Consider the following 13,465-nt stretch of genomic DNA (forward strand, 5'->3'; position numbering starts at 1 on the left):
CGCCGCGCCTCCAGTGGCTGCACCCAGGAGGTGGCGCCCCAGCCGATGCCGGCCAGGACGCTGTAGTCCCAGCCGGGCAGGAACATGTCCGGACCCTTGGCGCGGACCATCACTATGGTCCGCTGGTCGGCAAAGCGGGCGTCGGGGCGGGCCAGCGGGGTGGTGTCGATGGCGAACATCAGCGGCTCGCCCGCCGCGGCCGGGGACAGGCGCTGGACCAGGGCCTGCCGCAGCCGGTCGGTCGAGACCCGCCCGTGGTGCAGCGCGTCGTAGACCGAGCTGTGCCGCCGCAGGAACTCCGGCTCCAGCGACAGCTCGACCGGTGACTGCACCGGATGGGCGGTGCACAGCATCGCATCGGCGAGTTCGAACAGTGCATCGCCTCGGCGGTGCAGACAGGAGCGCAACTGGCTTCGGAACGCGGCCAGTTCGCGCAGGGCATCGACATCGGGCGCGGGAGAGGGAAGAGTGTGCATCACGGCCTTTGCCTGATCGACTGTCAACTCGTGGCGAGAAGACACGATCATGCAGAGGCCGCCCTGCTGTCATGAGAACCGCGGAATCCGTCCTACCCCCGACCAGCCACGGTCACCCGGCGTGACCTAGAACTCAAAATGCAAGGAAGCCGAACGCGTTGCGGGCGACGAGCTTGATCACGCGGTTGATGCCTTCGCTCTTGGCGTTGCTGTGCCCGGTGTCGGTGAACGCGGCGATCTCCGGCCACCAGCGGTCCACCGTGGCGGTCGGCCGGCGGACTTCGGGTGTGTCGGAGTCCGCGCACCAGGTCAGGAACCCGAACCGCAGGTGGCCGATGCGGTGGCGGTCGGCGCCGGTGCGGGCGGTGGCGAGCAGTCGCGCAGCCGCTCTTTCGCGATCCAGGCGGTCAGCAGAGTCATGCCGATGGTCCCGGCGTCGATGAGCTCGTTCCACATCGTGGTGACCTGGACGTCGGTGAGGTCTTCACGGTCGCGCAGGAGCCGACGCCGGGCCTTCCACTCCGGGGCGACAGCCTGGCCACGTCGGCCGTGCAGGGCGGCGGTGGTCCGGCGACGCAGTCAGGGGCCGTCCGAGGCTCTGACCACACGACGCGGCGGCGCGGGTTTCCCACCGTCGCTTGGGGGTGCCTCCATGTCTTGCGTCAAGCCTGAACGGGCCGGGCGGGGGCGGTTTCGGGGGTGAGTGGTGCGCTGCGGTCCTTTGGCCGTATCCGGGGCAACCGGGATGACAGCGTTGGGCGATCTCTTGCGGTCCGGAACTCTCCCCGCGCCTCCCCATGACGGCTGTCGATCTCGCGCGACAGCCGGACGCCGGGGCAGGCGCATCGAGACAGTCTGATCACGCGTCGCGGCAGCGCGGGGACGACACCCCACCGCACCCTCGGCCCCGGTCCTGCGGTGACAGGGGCCGAGGGAAGGTCGTCGTGCTACTGCGTGGAGGCTCGCGGGAGGACCATTCTGGATGCCCTGACCAGGGCGAGTCCGGCGATGCCGACCACGGGCAGGACGGTGAGCTGCCAGAGTCCGGCGCCCTGCCAGCCGAGTTCGTCGACGAGGCGGGCGAAGAGGAGACCGGAGAAGGCGGCCGCGATGTAGTAGGTGAGGATGAACAGTCCCGCTCCTCGCCCGACGTGTCCGGGCCGGACGGAGCGCTGCATGGCCGTCGCGCAGTTGGTGAAGAGGAAACCGCTGGCGAAAACACCTACCAGGAAGGACAGCACGTACTGGGCCGGTGCCGAGGTGGCGACCTGGTACATGAAGTAAGTGGAGACCGCGGTGGCAGCGAAAGCGAGCGCCAGCAGGCGGCTCTGGTTCACACGGTCGCCCAGCCATCCGGCCAGCAGAGCCATCATCGCGCCCAGGCCGCCCATGGAGGCGCCGAGAGCCGCCTGTCCCGGTGAGAAGTCGAGCTCCTCGCGCAGGAAGGTCGGGTACAGGCCCAGGTAGCCGTAGAAAACCATCCCGGAGACGGCCGAGGCGATGCCGAGGCCGAGGGTGTTGCGGTTGTACGGCGAGGGCGGGACATGGTCGTAGGAGGAGGCGGCAGGCTCGGCAGCGTTACCGGCAACGGCCTCCGTCAATCTGCGGGAGACCGCACCGGCGATGACCAGACACATCGCGAAGCCGACCGCGGCGAACAGGAAGAACGGTCCCCGCCAGCTGCCCCAGCTCTCGGCGAGTTGGGTGCCGATGAGCGGGCCCAGGAAGACACCGGCACCGAAGGCGACTCCCACGACCCCCGCAGCCACCGCGCGGCGGTGGAAGAAGAACGCCCCGATCACCGCGTACAGAGCGGTGGCCTGGACACCTTCCCCGATGCCCGAGAGCAGCCGGTACACGCTCATGTCCACGAAACCCGTGGACAATGGGATGGCCAGCGTGCCGAGCGAGTAGACCCCCACGCTGACGAGGATGATGGCCTTGCGAGAGAGCCGGTCGGCCAGGTAGCCGGTAGGGAGGCCGGCGAACGCGAGCCCCAAGGTGAAGCCGGTCGCCAGCAGCCCTCCTTGCTCCAGGGAGAAGCCGAGTTCCGCCCGGATATCCGGCAGCAGGGGGTAGAACAGCTGCCTGTCCATCGCGTTGAGCATGTACGAGGCGCACAGGACGGCGAACCCGATCGCGATGGAAGCCTTCGTCAGTGGTTCGGATCCGGCAAGGCCGGTGCCGGCCTGGGACGGTGGGGACGTTTTGCTCATGTGCTGCTCCAGTTGCGGGGCGGAGGGGAAGCCGCGGGCCGCTGCCCGGCACAGGCCGACGCACCGTGATGCTTCTGCGGAGGCGAGTCGACCAGGTTCGGACAACTGTCCGTACAGCGGTCAGCGAGGCCCCAGAATGATGTGACGGCCTTCACCTGTCAATAAGTGCGACCTGGGTCGGCGGTTGCCCGGCGGCGGCCCGGAGCCCTTCGAGGCGCTCAGCCGGGGCCTTGCCGTGGTACGAGAGACCCGCTCCGAGTTCGCCGGAAAGTGGGTCTGCCGCCCACGTTTCTGTACGCGGGACGGGAAGGCATCCTGGCTCCCGCATGCGAGCGGCCCGCTTGGTCCGCCAGGCGTCCTGTCTCTTGACAGGGCGTCTCAGATCCTCCAACACTGACGGACGTTCGTCCGTAGAGCGTACAGAGGGGTGCTGAACGGCATGACCAAGCTGAGTGATGGCCGGTGTCGGCCCCGATGTGATCAAGATGGACGGCCTTCGCGACCCGGACGGCCCGATCGCCAACCGCGAGTCGGCCGCGCGCGCCGATGTGGTGATCGAGAACCGAAAGCCCCGCGGGCCGCACCACTTCGGCCTCGACCACGAGACCGCCGACGCGGACAATCCCGCGGTCGGCTACGCGTCGATGAGCGGATTCGGCGCCGGGCAGGGCGCCCCGATCCCCGATGACGGCGAGACCGCCCCGCTGGATTCGACCGCCCGCCCCTGTGCGTGCTCGGCCGCACCAACAACGAGCTGACCCCTGACCAGAAGCGTCAAGTCCTGAACACCACCTTCGAACAGGCGCCACCGGCCGGATCGGTGTCACCTGGACGCCGTATCACTGACCCCGGCCACGCCTGGCCAGGTCGTTCCCCGTACTCGCGTACCCAGCGGCGATGCCGGTCGCGCGGTACCCGTGTGGAGTGACCCGCGATACGTCATCGCCGACTTCGCTCCCTCGGCCATACCCCATCCCCCCGGCACCCGTACGGCTTCTCTTTCGTCTCAGGCCCCCGCCGCCCGCGGCTCGGCCGACGTTCTCCAGGAAGGTGACCTACGCATGGGCATGGACAACCCTGATGGCCTGTCCCGCCGAGGCATGCTCCGTGGCGGCGCCGTGGCCGGCGCCACCACGCTCGGCACGCTGGGTGGAATCGCGCCCGTCTTCGCCGGCGAGCAGTATCGCGAAGGCGCGCTGCGTGCCGATCTGGTGCTCCGCAACGGTCGGATCCACACGATGGACCGGCGCGACAGGGTGGTCAGCGTCGTGGCCATCCAGAACGGGAAGATCGTCTACGTCGGGGACGACGTGCGGGCGGCCCGGAGCGGCTTCGACGGCCGTCCGCACACCGTCAACCTCAAGGGGCGCACCGCGATACCGGGTCTCATCGACTGCCACAACCACATCGTGCTGATGGGCAACAGGCCTGGCCACCACACCCCGTTGGAGAACGCGTACTCGCTCGCCGACGTGCTGGACACCTACCGCGACCGGGCGCGGCAGGTACCGGTCGGCGAGTTCGTCACCACGATCGGTGGCTTCCACTCCAACCAGTTCAAGGAGGTACGCCTGCCGACGCTGGCGGAGCTGGACGACGCCCTGCCGCACCACCCGGCGTACATCTCGCTCAGTTTCAGCGGCCCGAGCGTGACGAACACCCTCGGCAAGCGGTTCTTCGAGGCCGCCGACATCCCGGTGACGGTAGGGGCGGACGGCGCCATCGCCGCCGGTTCCGAAACCGGAAAGGCGACCCTGGCACTGCGCCGCACGCTCACGTTCGACGACCGCAAGCGCAGTGTGCTGGACGCCATGGCCTATGCCGTCAGCCTGGGCGTCACCACTCACCTCGACCAAGGCGCGTTTCCGGCCACCGGCACGCCGTCCGACGTCGCCGCCAGCGAGGACCTCTACGCGATGCACCTGCCCTTCCTGTCGGTCTATGACGAGGCCAAGGGCATCATTCGGCTCCGGATCAACCACCTGCACCTCGACGAGGACCCTTCGGTGCCCACCTTGAGCCAGCGGCTGCTCAATACGTTCAAGTTCTTCGGCAACGACATGGTGCGCACCGGCGGCATCGGGGAGTTCATCGCCGCCGACTACTCCGGCGGACCGGTGTTCCTGGAGGCGGCCCGGCGGTGCGCCAGGGCCGGCTGGCGCGTCGAGGTGCACTCGCTCAACGGGAGCGACTTCCGGACCCAGATCCAGGCTTTCGAGGAGGTGGAGGCCGAGATCGGCATCAAGGATCTGCGATGGGTCGTCGCGCACGTACCCCGGATCACGAAGGAGTACCTCGACCGGCTCAAGGCGGTGGGCGGCGGGGTGAACCTCACCGGCTGGCAGTACCTCGCGGGGACCGGCCCGGCGGCGGGGCCACCGTTCCGCACGATCGTCGACAACGGCATCCCCGCCGGAATGAGCTCGGACGGCATGCAGATAGCCCCGATGAACCCGTGGGTGCACGCCTACTACGCCACCACCGGCAAGAACGCGCTCGGCGCCCGGATCAACGCCGGGCAGCAGATCACCCGTCAGGAACTCCTGCACCTGTACACCCGTGCCAACCAATGGTTCCTCGGCGGGCCGGACGAGGACCTGCTGGGCACCCTCGAAGTCGGCCGTCTCGGCGACGTCGTGGTGCTCAACGACGACTACTTCTCGGTACCGGCCGAGGAACTCAAGAAGCTGAGATCGGTGCTGACCGTGGTCGGAGGTGCGGTGGTCCACGACAGTGGCGAAGTCGGTCGACGGCGCCGCTGACCGGAGTTCAGTGACTTCGTCGGCCGGCGCGTGCACGGCCGCGGCGGGCGTGCCCGAAACCAGCTGGCCGTCGACGTGACGTGGGGCTTGCCGAGGGGGCCGCTTTCGCGGTGGCCCGTCGGCGAGCGCCGGGCACAGGTGCGGCATCCGTGTGCTCAGGCACCTTCGTCCTTGGGCGCCAGGGCCGTGGTCGCGTAGCCGCGCCGCCTGGGGGAGCCGTTCCCGACGGTGCGAAGGGTCTTCGCGGGCGAGGGACTGTGAGGGCCCTCGACGGGCTGACCGTGGCGCGGCGACGCAGACGCGCCCGGGCACCCCCGTGTTCCCAGAGGCACCCCCGGCGCGCGTTGGTCGGTCGGTTGTCAGTGGTAGGCGTGGACAACGGCGTGGCCTTTGCCGAGGCCGACCATCCACTTGTTCACGGGCGTGGTGATCAGGAACGCGACCCCGAACCCGCCCAGGAGGGCCGACCAGAACAGCCCGTCGGAAAGGTGGGCGTCCATCGCGCCCGGGGTGAGGGCGATGATGCCGTTGTCGACCAGTTCCATCACGGCGATGGAAACGGTGTCGGCGGCGAGCGCCACCTTGATCGCGGTCTTGAAGTCCAGACCGGCCCGGCGCACGGCGAACAGCGTGAACGAGTAGCCGAACAGGAATGCGAGGGTGATCGCGAGGGCCATGGTCGGCACGTTGCCCCACAGCAGGGCGGTGCCGATGACCATGCCGAGGATCTCGCCGATGGCGCACCCGGTCAGGCAGTGCAGCGTCGCCTTCGCCGCCGTTGCCCAGGACGCTCCTCCGTGCCCCTTATCGGGCATCGCATGGCCGGCGTGACCGTGGTGGACCTCGTGGGCGGCCTGGTCGTGCGCGGTGCTGGCGTGGTGAGCGTTGTGGTCCATGAGCTTCCTCCCCATTCCCCGTCCGTAGGGGCACGTCCCTGAGTCGACAGTCAGAGAGATTATACCCCGGGGGGGTATAATGCCAGGGGTCTGTTCTCCGGGGACGGCTGATGGAGCCCGGGTCGGCTACCGTCTCGGTCCGGCGAAGGCGTAGGCGGCGGTGCCGGCGACCGTGAAGACCAGGGCCGTCCAGGTGCCCGCCGTGGTGCCGGGTGGCAGCAGCATCCAGGTCGCCACCTGCATCGGCGCACTCGTCGGGGGCGGGGCGAAGAACGAGAACGAGAGCCAGGCGAACGGCAGCGTCCATGCGTACTGGCCGCCCGAGAGCGCCGCGCCCAGGGCGACCAGCCCCATCAGGCCCGCGCTGTCCCGGACGACGAACGCGGTCGTGGCCATGTCCTCGCCCATCGCCTGCACGGTCAGCAGCACGGCGCCGACGACCGCGCCGGCGAGCAGCACGTGCGCCGCTCTGCGGGGCACCCAGCGGATCGCGGCCGTCCGGTCCAGCGCGGGGTCCTGTCCGCTGAGCCCGATCGAGACCGCCATCGCCGCCGTAGCGAGGACGAGCACGGCCGGCCGCAGATCACCGGGCCCCTCGCCCCCGTCCCGGGCGAGTGCCCACACCGCCACCGCGCCGATCACCACGGCGGCGAGCGACGCGGGCACCTGCCGCGAGCGCGCGTACAGCGTCAGCCATCTCACCGGGACGCACCGCCGTTCAGCGCGTCGAACGCGTCGCCCTCGCAGGAGAGCGCGGCGGCGCGCATCGCGTTGACCCGCGAGAGCTGCTCGGCCCGTGGAAGCGCCTTGAGTTCCTTCCACACCGGGCGGGCTTCGGCGTCGGCCTCGCGGCGCAAACTCGCCGGCTCTGTGCCGGGAAGCGACCTGAGGTCCCCGAGGACCCAGCCCACCGCGACGGTCTGCGCGAATTCATCTCCCCCGAAGCTGCTCCAGCCGAGGGGGGAGCACCCTGGCACCATGCCTTTGGCGATCAGGGCCCGGGGCAGCTCCTCACCCTTCGCGGCGGCGATGATGTCGTCGTCGAAGTCGAAGAGCACGGTCTTGCGGGACCACTGCGGCGTGGAGCCGTCCGGCAGTACGGCGGTGTTCTCCCGGACCGAGACCGGCGCCTGGCCGCCCAGGGCGCCGTGCAGCAGGCGCAGCGCCTCCTTACCGGGACCCGCGAGGTCGGTGAGTCGTGCCTGGTGCGTCTTCGTCACGCACACCGGGCCGTCGCACACCAACTCCGCGGCGGCCTCGTCGACGACATACATCTGGCGCGGGTCGGAGGGGAGGACGAGCAGGGCGATCACCACGCCCGCCAGGACGGGCGTCAGGGCGATCAGCCGGGCGCGCGGGGTCGCGGCGACCAGCAGCGCGAAGCCGGTCGCGGCCATGCCGAGCAGCCAGATCGTCTGCCCGACGTGCACGGAGGCGGAGAGCGTGACGAGCACCTCGCGCACCTCCTCCACCGCCGGTGACAGCAGGGAGACCCGGTTCGGCTCCGTGTTCGGGATCCCCGTCACCGTGGTCGTCTCCGTCCGGCCCAACGACATGTGCATGAGGGCCGTGAACACGAAGGCGCCCACAGCCAGCGCCGGCGGGGTGAGCGCGGATGGCAGGGCCCGCCCGGCCCCCATGCCCAGCACGGCCCCCGCGACGAGGGAGAGTTCCCCCACCAGCGAGATCGGCAGCCACCCGAGGTGCGTGTACTCGGTGCCGGCGAGCACCTGGACCGCGCCCACGAGGACGAGGAGCGCAAAGGCCGAGGCCAGCGTCATCGCCGTCGTGCCCGTCAGCGTGGCCGCGCGGTGCCAGGCGGGCCGCGGTGTGCTCGTCAGCAGCTCGGGCATCTTCGAGCGGTGGTCGCGCAGCCCCTGGAGTGCCCCGAGCCCCACGGCGAGCGGCCACAGAAAGATCAGCAGGGAGCGGGTCCACAGGGCCATGGACGTCCACTGGGCCGTCCACGCCGCAGTGCCCTGCCACCACGGTCCGGAAATCAGATACAGGAACGCCAGCGCGGCCGCCAGGACCACGGCCCCGGCCCACGGGGCGACGGAGCGCCTCAGCTCGATGTGCAGGACACGGACGTTCACCAGGTGCCCCTTCCCTGGTCGGGGCCCAGCAGTAGCGCCGAATAGCCGCGCTCCAGCGGGCTGTCGCCCACATGCTCCGGGCCGCCCGCCGCGGCCAGCTCGTCCGGAGTGCCCTGGAAGACCAGGCGGCCCTCGGCGAAGAGCACCACGTCGGTGCAGGCGGCGGCGACGTCCTCCACCAGGTGGGTGGAGACCACCACGCAGGTGTCCGTGCCGAGTTGTTGCAGCAGTTCGCGGAAGCGCAGCCGCTGCGCCGGGTCCAGGCCGACCGTCGGTTCGTCCAGCAGCAGGACCGACGGGTCGTTGACGATGGCCTGGGCGATGCCGACCCGTCGCACCATGCCGCCCGACAGGGCCTTCATCCGCTCGTCGGCGCGGTCCGCCAGGCCCACCCGCTCCACGGCGCGCTGCACCGCCGCCGGGATGTCCGCCTTGGGCACCTCCTTCAGCCACGCCATGTACTCGACGAACTCGCGCACCGTGAAGCGCTTGTAGTAGCCGAACTCCTGCGGCAGATAGCCGATCCGTCGGCGCAGCGCACGGTGCTCGCCCAGGCCGCCCACGGACTCGCCGAGCAGCTCCAGGGTCCCGGCGGCCGGGCGCAGGACGGTGGCCAGCGCCCGGATGAGGGTGGTCTTGCCCGCCCCGTTGGGTCCGAGCAGACCGTGTACGCCGGTGCCCAGCGACAGGTCGAGCCCGTCGACGGCCATCCGTTTCCTGCCGACCCTGACCTTCAGCCCGGTGGCCTGGATCTCCCAGGCGTAGGCCGTCGGTGCGATGTCGGCCGCGTTCACTGCGGGCATCGTGTCGTGTTCCTTTCCGATGGTCACCGATGGGCTCCCAGCACGGAGTACGCGCCCCTGCGGGCGATCACGGCACCGATGCCGAGCGCGAGGATCAGCCCCCACACGGGCAGACCGTCCGTCTGCAGGGCGAAGGTCGTACGGCTCGCGGCCAGGGTCGGCGCCACCACCACGGCGGCCCACACCGCCACCAGCGCAACGGCGGCACGGGTCACGCCGACGACACCGCCGAGCGCCAGGGTCGTCGAGGTGAAGGCCAGACAGGGCAGCAGCCACTGGGCCACCATCACCCCCGTCACCCATCCACCCACCAGCAGCACGGGGACGACCACGGCGAGCACGGACGCGGTGCGCCGCAGCACGAGATGCAGTCCCGCCCTCGGCGCGGAGGCCGTCAGCTCGTACGCCGGGTCCAGGCCGCGTGACCACGACGCCGCGACGCCGAGCACCGGCAGGACCGGGGCGAGCAGTAGCACCAGCGACACCTCGCCGGAGCCGGAGCCGGAGCCGGAGCCGATGCCGGTGTCGACCAGGTCGAGCAGCAGCGCGAGCAGCGTCACGCCCACGACCATGGCCAGCCACGGCACCATCGCGGGCGTCAGCCACGCCGACAGCCGCGCCGCCCAGCGCCGTCGGCGCGGCATCGTGACGGTGGCGGCCAGGTGGGGTTCGAGGCCGGACCACACGGTGCCGACCAGCGCCGCCACGTCGGGCGCCCGCGCCGTGGCGGCGGCCGAGAGCCGGTCACGGCACACCCGGCACGCTTCCAGATGGGCCTCCAGGGCCCACACCTCGTCGGCGGCGATGTCCGCGTCGCCGCGCGCGTAACCGTCGATGAGCCGCATCGACGCGTGTTCCGCACTCATGCCAGCGCCCTCCGCATCGCGATCCGGGCCCGGCGGGCACGGGTCTTGACCGTGCCCTCGGGCAGCCCGAGCAGGACGGCGGTCTCCCGGACGGACAGCCCGTCGAGCACCATGGCCTGCAGTACCTGTCTGAGTTCCGGCGCCAGGCGCCGCAGCGCGTCCCCGATGTCACCGCCGACGGTCGCCGCGAGCGCCTCCTCCTCGGCGGCGGGCGCCACGGGCCGCGCCGCGGCCGCGGGCGGCGGCTCCGCGTGGTGGGCCCTGCGCCGGAACGCGTCGACGAGGCGGCGCGCCGCGATCGTCCACAGCCAGCCGAGGGCCGTCCCTCCGGCCGCGGTCCCCGCGAACGCGCCCGCCGCGCGCCACACCGCCAGATACGTCTCCTGCATGACCTCGGCGACGATCTGCTCGTCCGCACAGCGACGGCGCAGCCGCACCGCCAGCCACGGCGACGTACGCCGGTACAGTTCCTCGAACGCGGCACGGTCGCCTCTTGCCACCAGCTGGACGAGACGCTCCTCGTCCAGCTCGTGCAGCGCTGCCCTTGCTGATCTCACACCTGCTAGACGCCCGGCCCGGACGGCAGGTTTTCCCCCCGGCGTGATCCCCGTCACATGCGGCCCCGGCGGAAGTCCCGACCCGATGGCAGGGATCGATCACCAGACCGGTCAGGAATTGAGAAGCGCCGGCCCCCCAGCCGCACCTAGCGTGACTGCAGCGGAGAACAAGACGTACTGCTCGAAGCTTGGTTAGATCGAGCCGGGCGACATCGATGGAGGCCGCGAAGGCGGCCCGGCCCAACAGATGCAGATGGAGACACGATGAGCATGGCCACGGGGACGGACACGCCGGCGTCTGCGCCGCACGCTGCCGACAGCCACGATCTGATCCGCGTGCACGGCGCACGCGAGAACAATCTCAAGGACGTCAGCATCGAGATACCGAAGCGCCGGCTGACGGTGTTCACCGGAGTCTCCGGCTCGGGCAAGAGCTCACTGGTGTTCGACACGATCGCCGCGGAGTCACAGCGGATGATCAACGAGACCTACAGCGCCTTCCTGCAGGGCTTCATGCCGACGCTGGCGCGGCCCGAGGCCGACGTACTCGACGGGCTGACGACCGCGATCACCGTCGACCAGCAGCGGATGGGGTCCGACCCCCGCTCCACGGTCGGCACCGCCACCGACGCCAACGCGATGCTGCGCATCCTCTTCAGCCGGCTCGGCAAGCCGCACATCGGCCCGCCCGGTGCGTTCTCGTTCAACGTCGCCTCGGTCTCGGCGAGCGGTGGGCTCACGGTCGACCGCGGTGCCGACAAGACCAAGACCGAGAAGGTGACCTTCAGCCGCACCGGCGGCATGTGCACGCACTGCGAAGGCCGGGGCACGGTCTCCGACATCGACCTCACCCAGCTCTACGACGACTCCAAGTCGCTCGCCGAGGACCCGTTCACCATCCCCACCTACACCGGGGGCGGCTGGGTGGTGCGCGTCATCGCCGAGTCGGGCTTCTTCGACCAGGACAAACCGATCCGCGAGTACACCAAGAAGGAACGGTACGACTTCCTCCGCCGCGAGCCGACCAAGGTGAAGATCAACGGCGTCAACCTCACCTATGAGGGGCTGATCCCGAAGATCCAGAAGTCGTTCCTCTCCAAGGACCGGGAGTCGATGCAGCCGCACATCCGGGCGTTCGTGGACCGGGCGGTCACCTTCACCGAGTGTCCCGAGTGCGACGGCACCCGGCTCAGCGAACTGGCCCGGTCGTCGAAGATCGAGAAGATCAGCATCGCCGACGCCTGCGCGATGGAGATCCGCGACCTGGCCGGATGGGTCCGCGGACTCCAGGATTCGTCGGTGGCGCCACTGCTCGCCAAGCTGCAGCACACTCTCGACTCGTTCGTGGAGATCGGCCTCGGTTACCTCTCGCTCGACAGGCCGGCGGGCACGCTGTCGGGCGGCGAGGCGCAGCGCGTGAAGATGATCCGCCACCTCGGCTCCTCGCTCACCGACGTCACATACGTGTTCGACGAGCCCACCATCGGTCTGCACCCGCACGACATCCAGCGGATGAACGACCTGCTGCTGCGGCTGCGGGACAAGGGCAACACGGTGCTCGTCGTGGAACACAAGCCGGAGACGATCGCGATCGCCGACCACGTCGTAGACCTCGGCCCCGGCGCCGGCACGGCGGGCGGAACCGTCTGCTTCGAGGGCGCCGTCGAGGGGCTGCGGGCGAGCGACACCGTCACCGGCCGCCATCTCGACGACCGGGCCGCGCTCAAGGAGACGGTGCGCGAGTCCACCGGCACCCTGGAGATCCGCGGCGCGACGGCGAACAACCTGCGTGACGTCGACGTCGACATCCCGCTCGGGGTACTCACCGTCATCACCGGCGTCGCCGGGTCCGGCAAGAGCTCGCTCATCCACGGGGCGATCCCGGCCCGCGAGGGCGTGGTGTCGGTCGACCAGACCGCGATCCGCGGCTCGCGACGGAGCAACCCGGCGACGTACACCGGACTGCTCGACCCGATCCGCAAGGCGTTCGCGAAGGCCAACGGCGTGAAGCCGGCGCTGTTCAGTGCCAACTCCGAGGGCGCCTGCCCCACCTGCAACGGTGCTGGCGTCATCTACACCGACCTGGGGATGATGGCCGGCGTCTCCACCACCTGTGAGGAGTGCGAGGGGAAGCGGTTCGAGGCATCGGTGCTGGAGTACCACCTCGGCGGCCGCGACATCAGTGAGGTGCTCGCGATGTCGGTGACCGAGGCCGAGGAGTTCTTCGGCGCAGGTGAGGCCCGCACGCCGGCCGCGCACAAGATCCTCGACCGGCTCGCCGATGTCGGGCTCGGCTACCTCACCCTCGGCCAGCCGCTCACCACGCTGTCCGGCGGCGAGCGGCAGCGGCTGAAGCTGGCCACCCACATGGCAGAGAAGGGCGGCGTCTACGTCCTCGACGAGCCGACCACCGGCCTGCACCTCGCCGACGTCGAGCAGCTGCTCGGCCTGCTCGACCGGCTGGTCGATTCCGGCAAGTCCGTCATCGTCATCGAGCACCACCAGGCGGTCATGGCGCACGCCGACTGGATCATCGACCTCGGCCCCGGCGCCGGCCACGACGGCGGCCGGATCGTCTTCGAGGGCACACCCGCCGACCTCGTCACCGCCCGCTCCACCCTCACCGGCGAGCACCTGGCGGCCTACGTCGGCACAAGCGATTGAGGCGAGGGGAGCGAAAGCTCGCTTTCGCTCCCGAGCTGGTTGGGCTGGTGCTCGCTGGTTGGGCTGGTGCTCGCTGGTTGGGCTGGTGCTCGCTGGTTGGGCTGGTGCTCGCTGGTTGGGCTGGTGCTC

The 13,465-nt window shown here is 70.3% G+C and carries 12 protein-coding genes; 3 read left to right on the plus strand and 9 right to left on the minus strand.

The features are described 5' to 3' along the window. From ACWD3C_RS45415 to ACWD3C_RS45425, 3 genes are all read right to left on the minus strand, one after another. Positions 1-527: transposase (locus ACWD3C_RS45415; RefSeq protein ID WP_451154151.1), on the minus strand; the 527-nt coding region annotated here is incomplete at its 3' end. An 82-nt stretch (positions 528-609) separates the two neighbouring features. Beyond that, the gene (locus tag ACWD3C_RS45420; RefSeq protein ID WP_451154153.1) at positions 610-930 is read right to left on the minus strand and encodes a transposase; all 321 of its coding nucleotides are present in this window, start codon (positions 928-930) and stop codon (positions 610-612) included. 493 nt (positions 931-1,423) lie between these two features. Further along, positions 1,424-2,692 carry an MFS transporter gene (locus tag ACWD3C_RS45425; RefSeq protein WP_451154155.1) on the minus strand — a complete coding sequence of 423 codons (1,269 nt, stop codon included), beginning with the start codon at positions 2,690-2,692 and terminating at the stop codon, positions 1,424-1,426. Positions 2,693-3,147: 455 nt separating this feature from the next. Here ACWD3C_RS45425 and ACWD3C_RS45430 point away from each other — a divergent pair, with 455 nt between their 5' ends. After that, a complete protein-coding gene (locus ACWD3C_RS45430) occupies positions 3,148-3,450 on the plus strand; it encodes a CoA transferase (RefSeq protein ID WP_451154157.1) in 303 nt (100 codons plus the stop codon). A 303-nt stretch (positions 3,451-3,753) separates the two neighbouring features. Further along, positions 3,754-5,454 carry an amidohydrolase gene (locus ACWD3C_RS45435; RefSeq protein WP_451154159.1) on the plus strand — a complete coding sequence of 567 codons (1,701 nt, stop codon included), beginning with the start codon at positions 3,754-3,756 and terminating at the stop codon, positions 5,452-5,454. 359 nt (positions 5,455-5,813) lie between these two features. Here the strand turns inward: ACWD3C_RS45435 and ACWD3C_RS45440 are convergent, their stop codons facing one another. From ACWD3C_RS45440 to ACWD3C_RS45465, 6 genes are all read right to left on the minus strand, one after another. Next, entirely contained in the window at positions 5,814-6,350 is a 537-nt protein-coding gene (locus tag ACWD3C_RS45440; protein WP_451154161.1) for a DUF4396 domain-containing protein, read from the minus strand. Between the two features lie 126 nt (positions 6,351-6,476). Further along, positions 6,477-7,052, minus strand: coding sequence for a hypothetical protein (locus ACWD3C_RS45445; protein WP_451154163.1), 576 nt, complete (start codon positions 7,050-7,052; stop codon positions 6,477-6,479). Beyond that, a complete protein-coding gene (locus ACWD3C_RS45450; protein ID WP_451154165.1) occupies positions 7,049-8,446 on the minus strand; it encodes a hypothetical protein in 1,398 nt (465 codons plus the stop codon). Before ACWD3C_RS45450 ends, ACWD3C_RS45445 begins: the two co-directional genes overlap by 4 nt. Beyond that, positions 8,443-9,249 (minus strand): ABC transporter ATP-binding protein, encoded by an 807-nt coding sequence (locus tag ACWD3C_RS45455; protein WP_451154167.1) that lies wholly within the window; start codon positions 9,247-9,249, stop codon positions 8,443-8,445. Before ACWD3C_RS45455 ends, ACWD3C_RS45450 begins: the two co-directional genes overlap by 4 nt. A gap of 23 nt (positions 9,250-9,272) precedes the next feature. Then, positions 9,273-10,115, minus strand: coding sequence for a zf-HC2 domain-containing protein (locus tag ACWD3C_RS45460; protein WP_451154169.1), 843 nt, complete (start codon positions 10,113-10,115; stop codon positions 9,273-9,275). Beyond that, complete coding sequence (locus ACWD3C_RS45465; RefSeq protein WP_451154171.1) at positions 10,112-10,672, minus strand: RNA polymerase sigma factor; 561 nt, start codon at positions 10,670-10,672, stop codon at positions 10,112-10,114. Before ACWD3C_RS45465 ends, ACWD3C_RS45460 begins: the two co-directional genes overlap by 4 nt. A gap of 264 nt (positions 10,673-10,936) precedes the next feature. Here ACWD3C_RS45465 and ACWD3C_RS45470 point away from each other — a divergent pair, with 264 nt between their 5' ends. After that, positions 10,937-13,336 carry an ATP-binding cassette domain-containing protein gene (locus ACWD3C_RS45470; RefSeq protein ID WP_451154173.1) on the plus strand — a complete coding sequence of 800 codons (2,400 nt, stop codon included), beginning with the start codon at positions 10,937-10,939 and terminating at the stop codon, positions 13,334-13,336. Positions 13,337-13,465 lie beyond the last annotated feature (129 nt).

Source organism: Streptomyces sp. NPDC002845, assembly GCF_053591955.1.

Coding starts and splice junctions, on each gene's coding strand:
- ACWD3C_RS45455 (WP_451154167.1), bottom strand. CDS start 9,249: ATGCCCGCAGTGAACGCGGCCGACATCGCACCGACGGCCTACGCCTGG.
- ACWD3C_RS45470 (WP_451154173.1), top strand. CDS start 10,937: ATGAGCATGGCCACGGGGACGGACACGCCGGCGTCTGCGCCGCACGCT.
- ACWD3C_RS45430 (WP_451154157.1), top strand. CDS start 3,148: ATGGCCGGTGTCGGCCCCGATGTGATCAAGATGGACGGCCTTCGCGAC.
- ACWD3C_RS45460 (WP_451154169.1), bottom strand. CDS start 10,115: ATGAGTGCGGAACACGCGTCGATGCGGCTCATCGACGGTTACGCGCGC.
- ACWD3C_RS45425 (WP_451154155.1), bottom strand. CDS start 2,692: ATGAGCAAAACGTCCCCACCGTCCCAGGCCGGCACCGGCCTTGCCGGA.
- ACWD3C_RS45435 (WP_451154159.1), top strand. CDS start 3,754: ATGGGCATGGACAACCCTGATGGCCTGTCCCGCCGAGGCATGCTCCGT.
- ACWD3C_RS45440 (WP_451154161.1), bottom strand. CDS start 6,350: ATGGACCACAACGCTCACCACGCCAGCACCGCGCACGACCAGGCCGCC.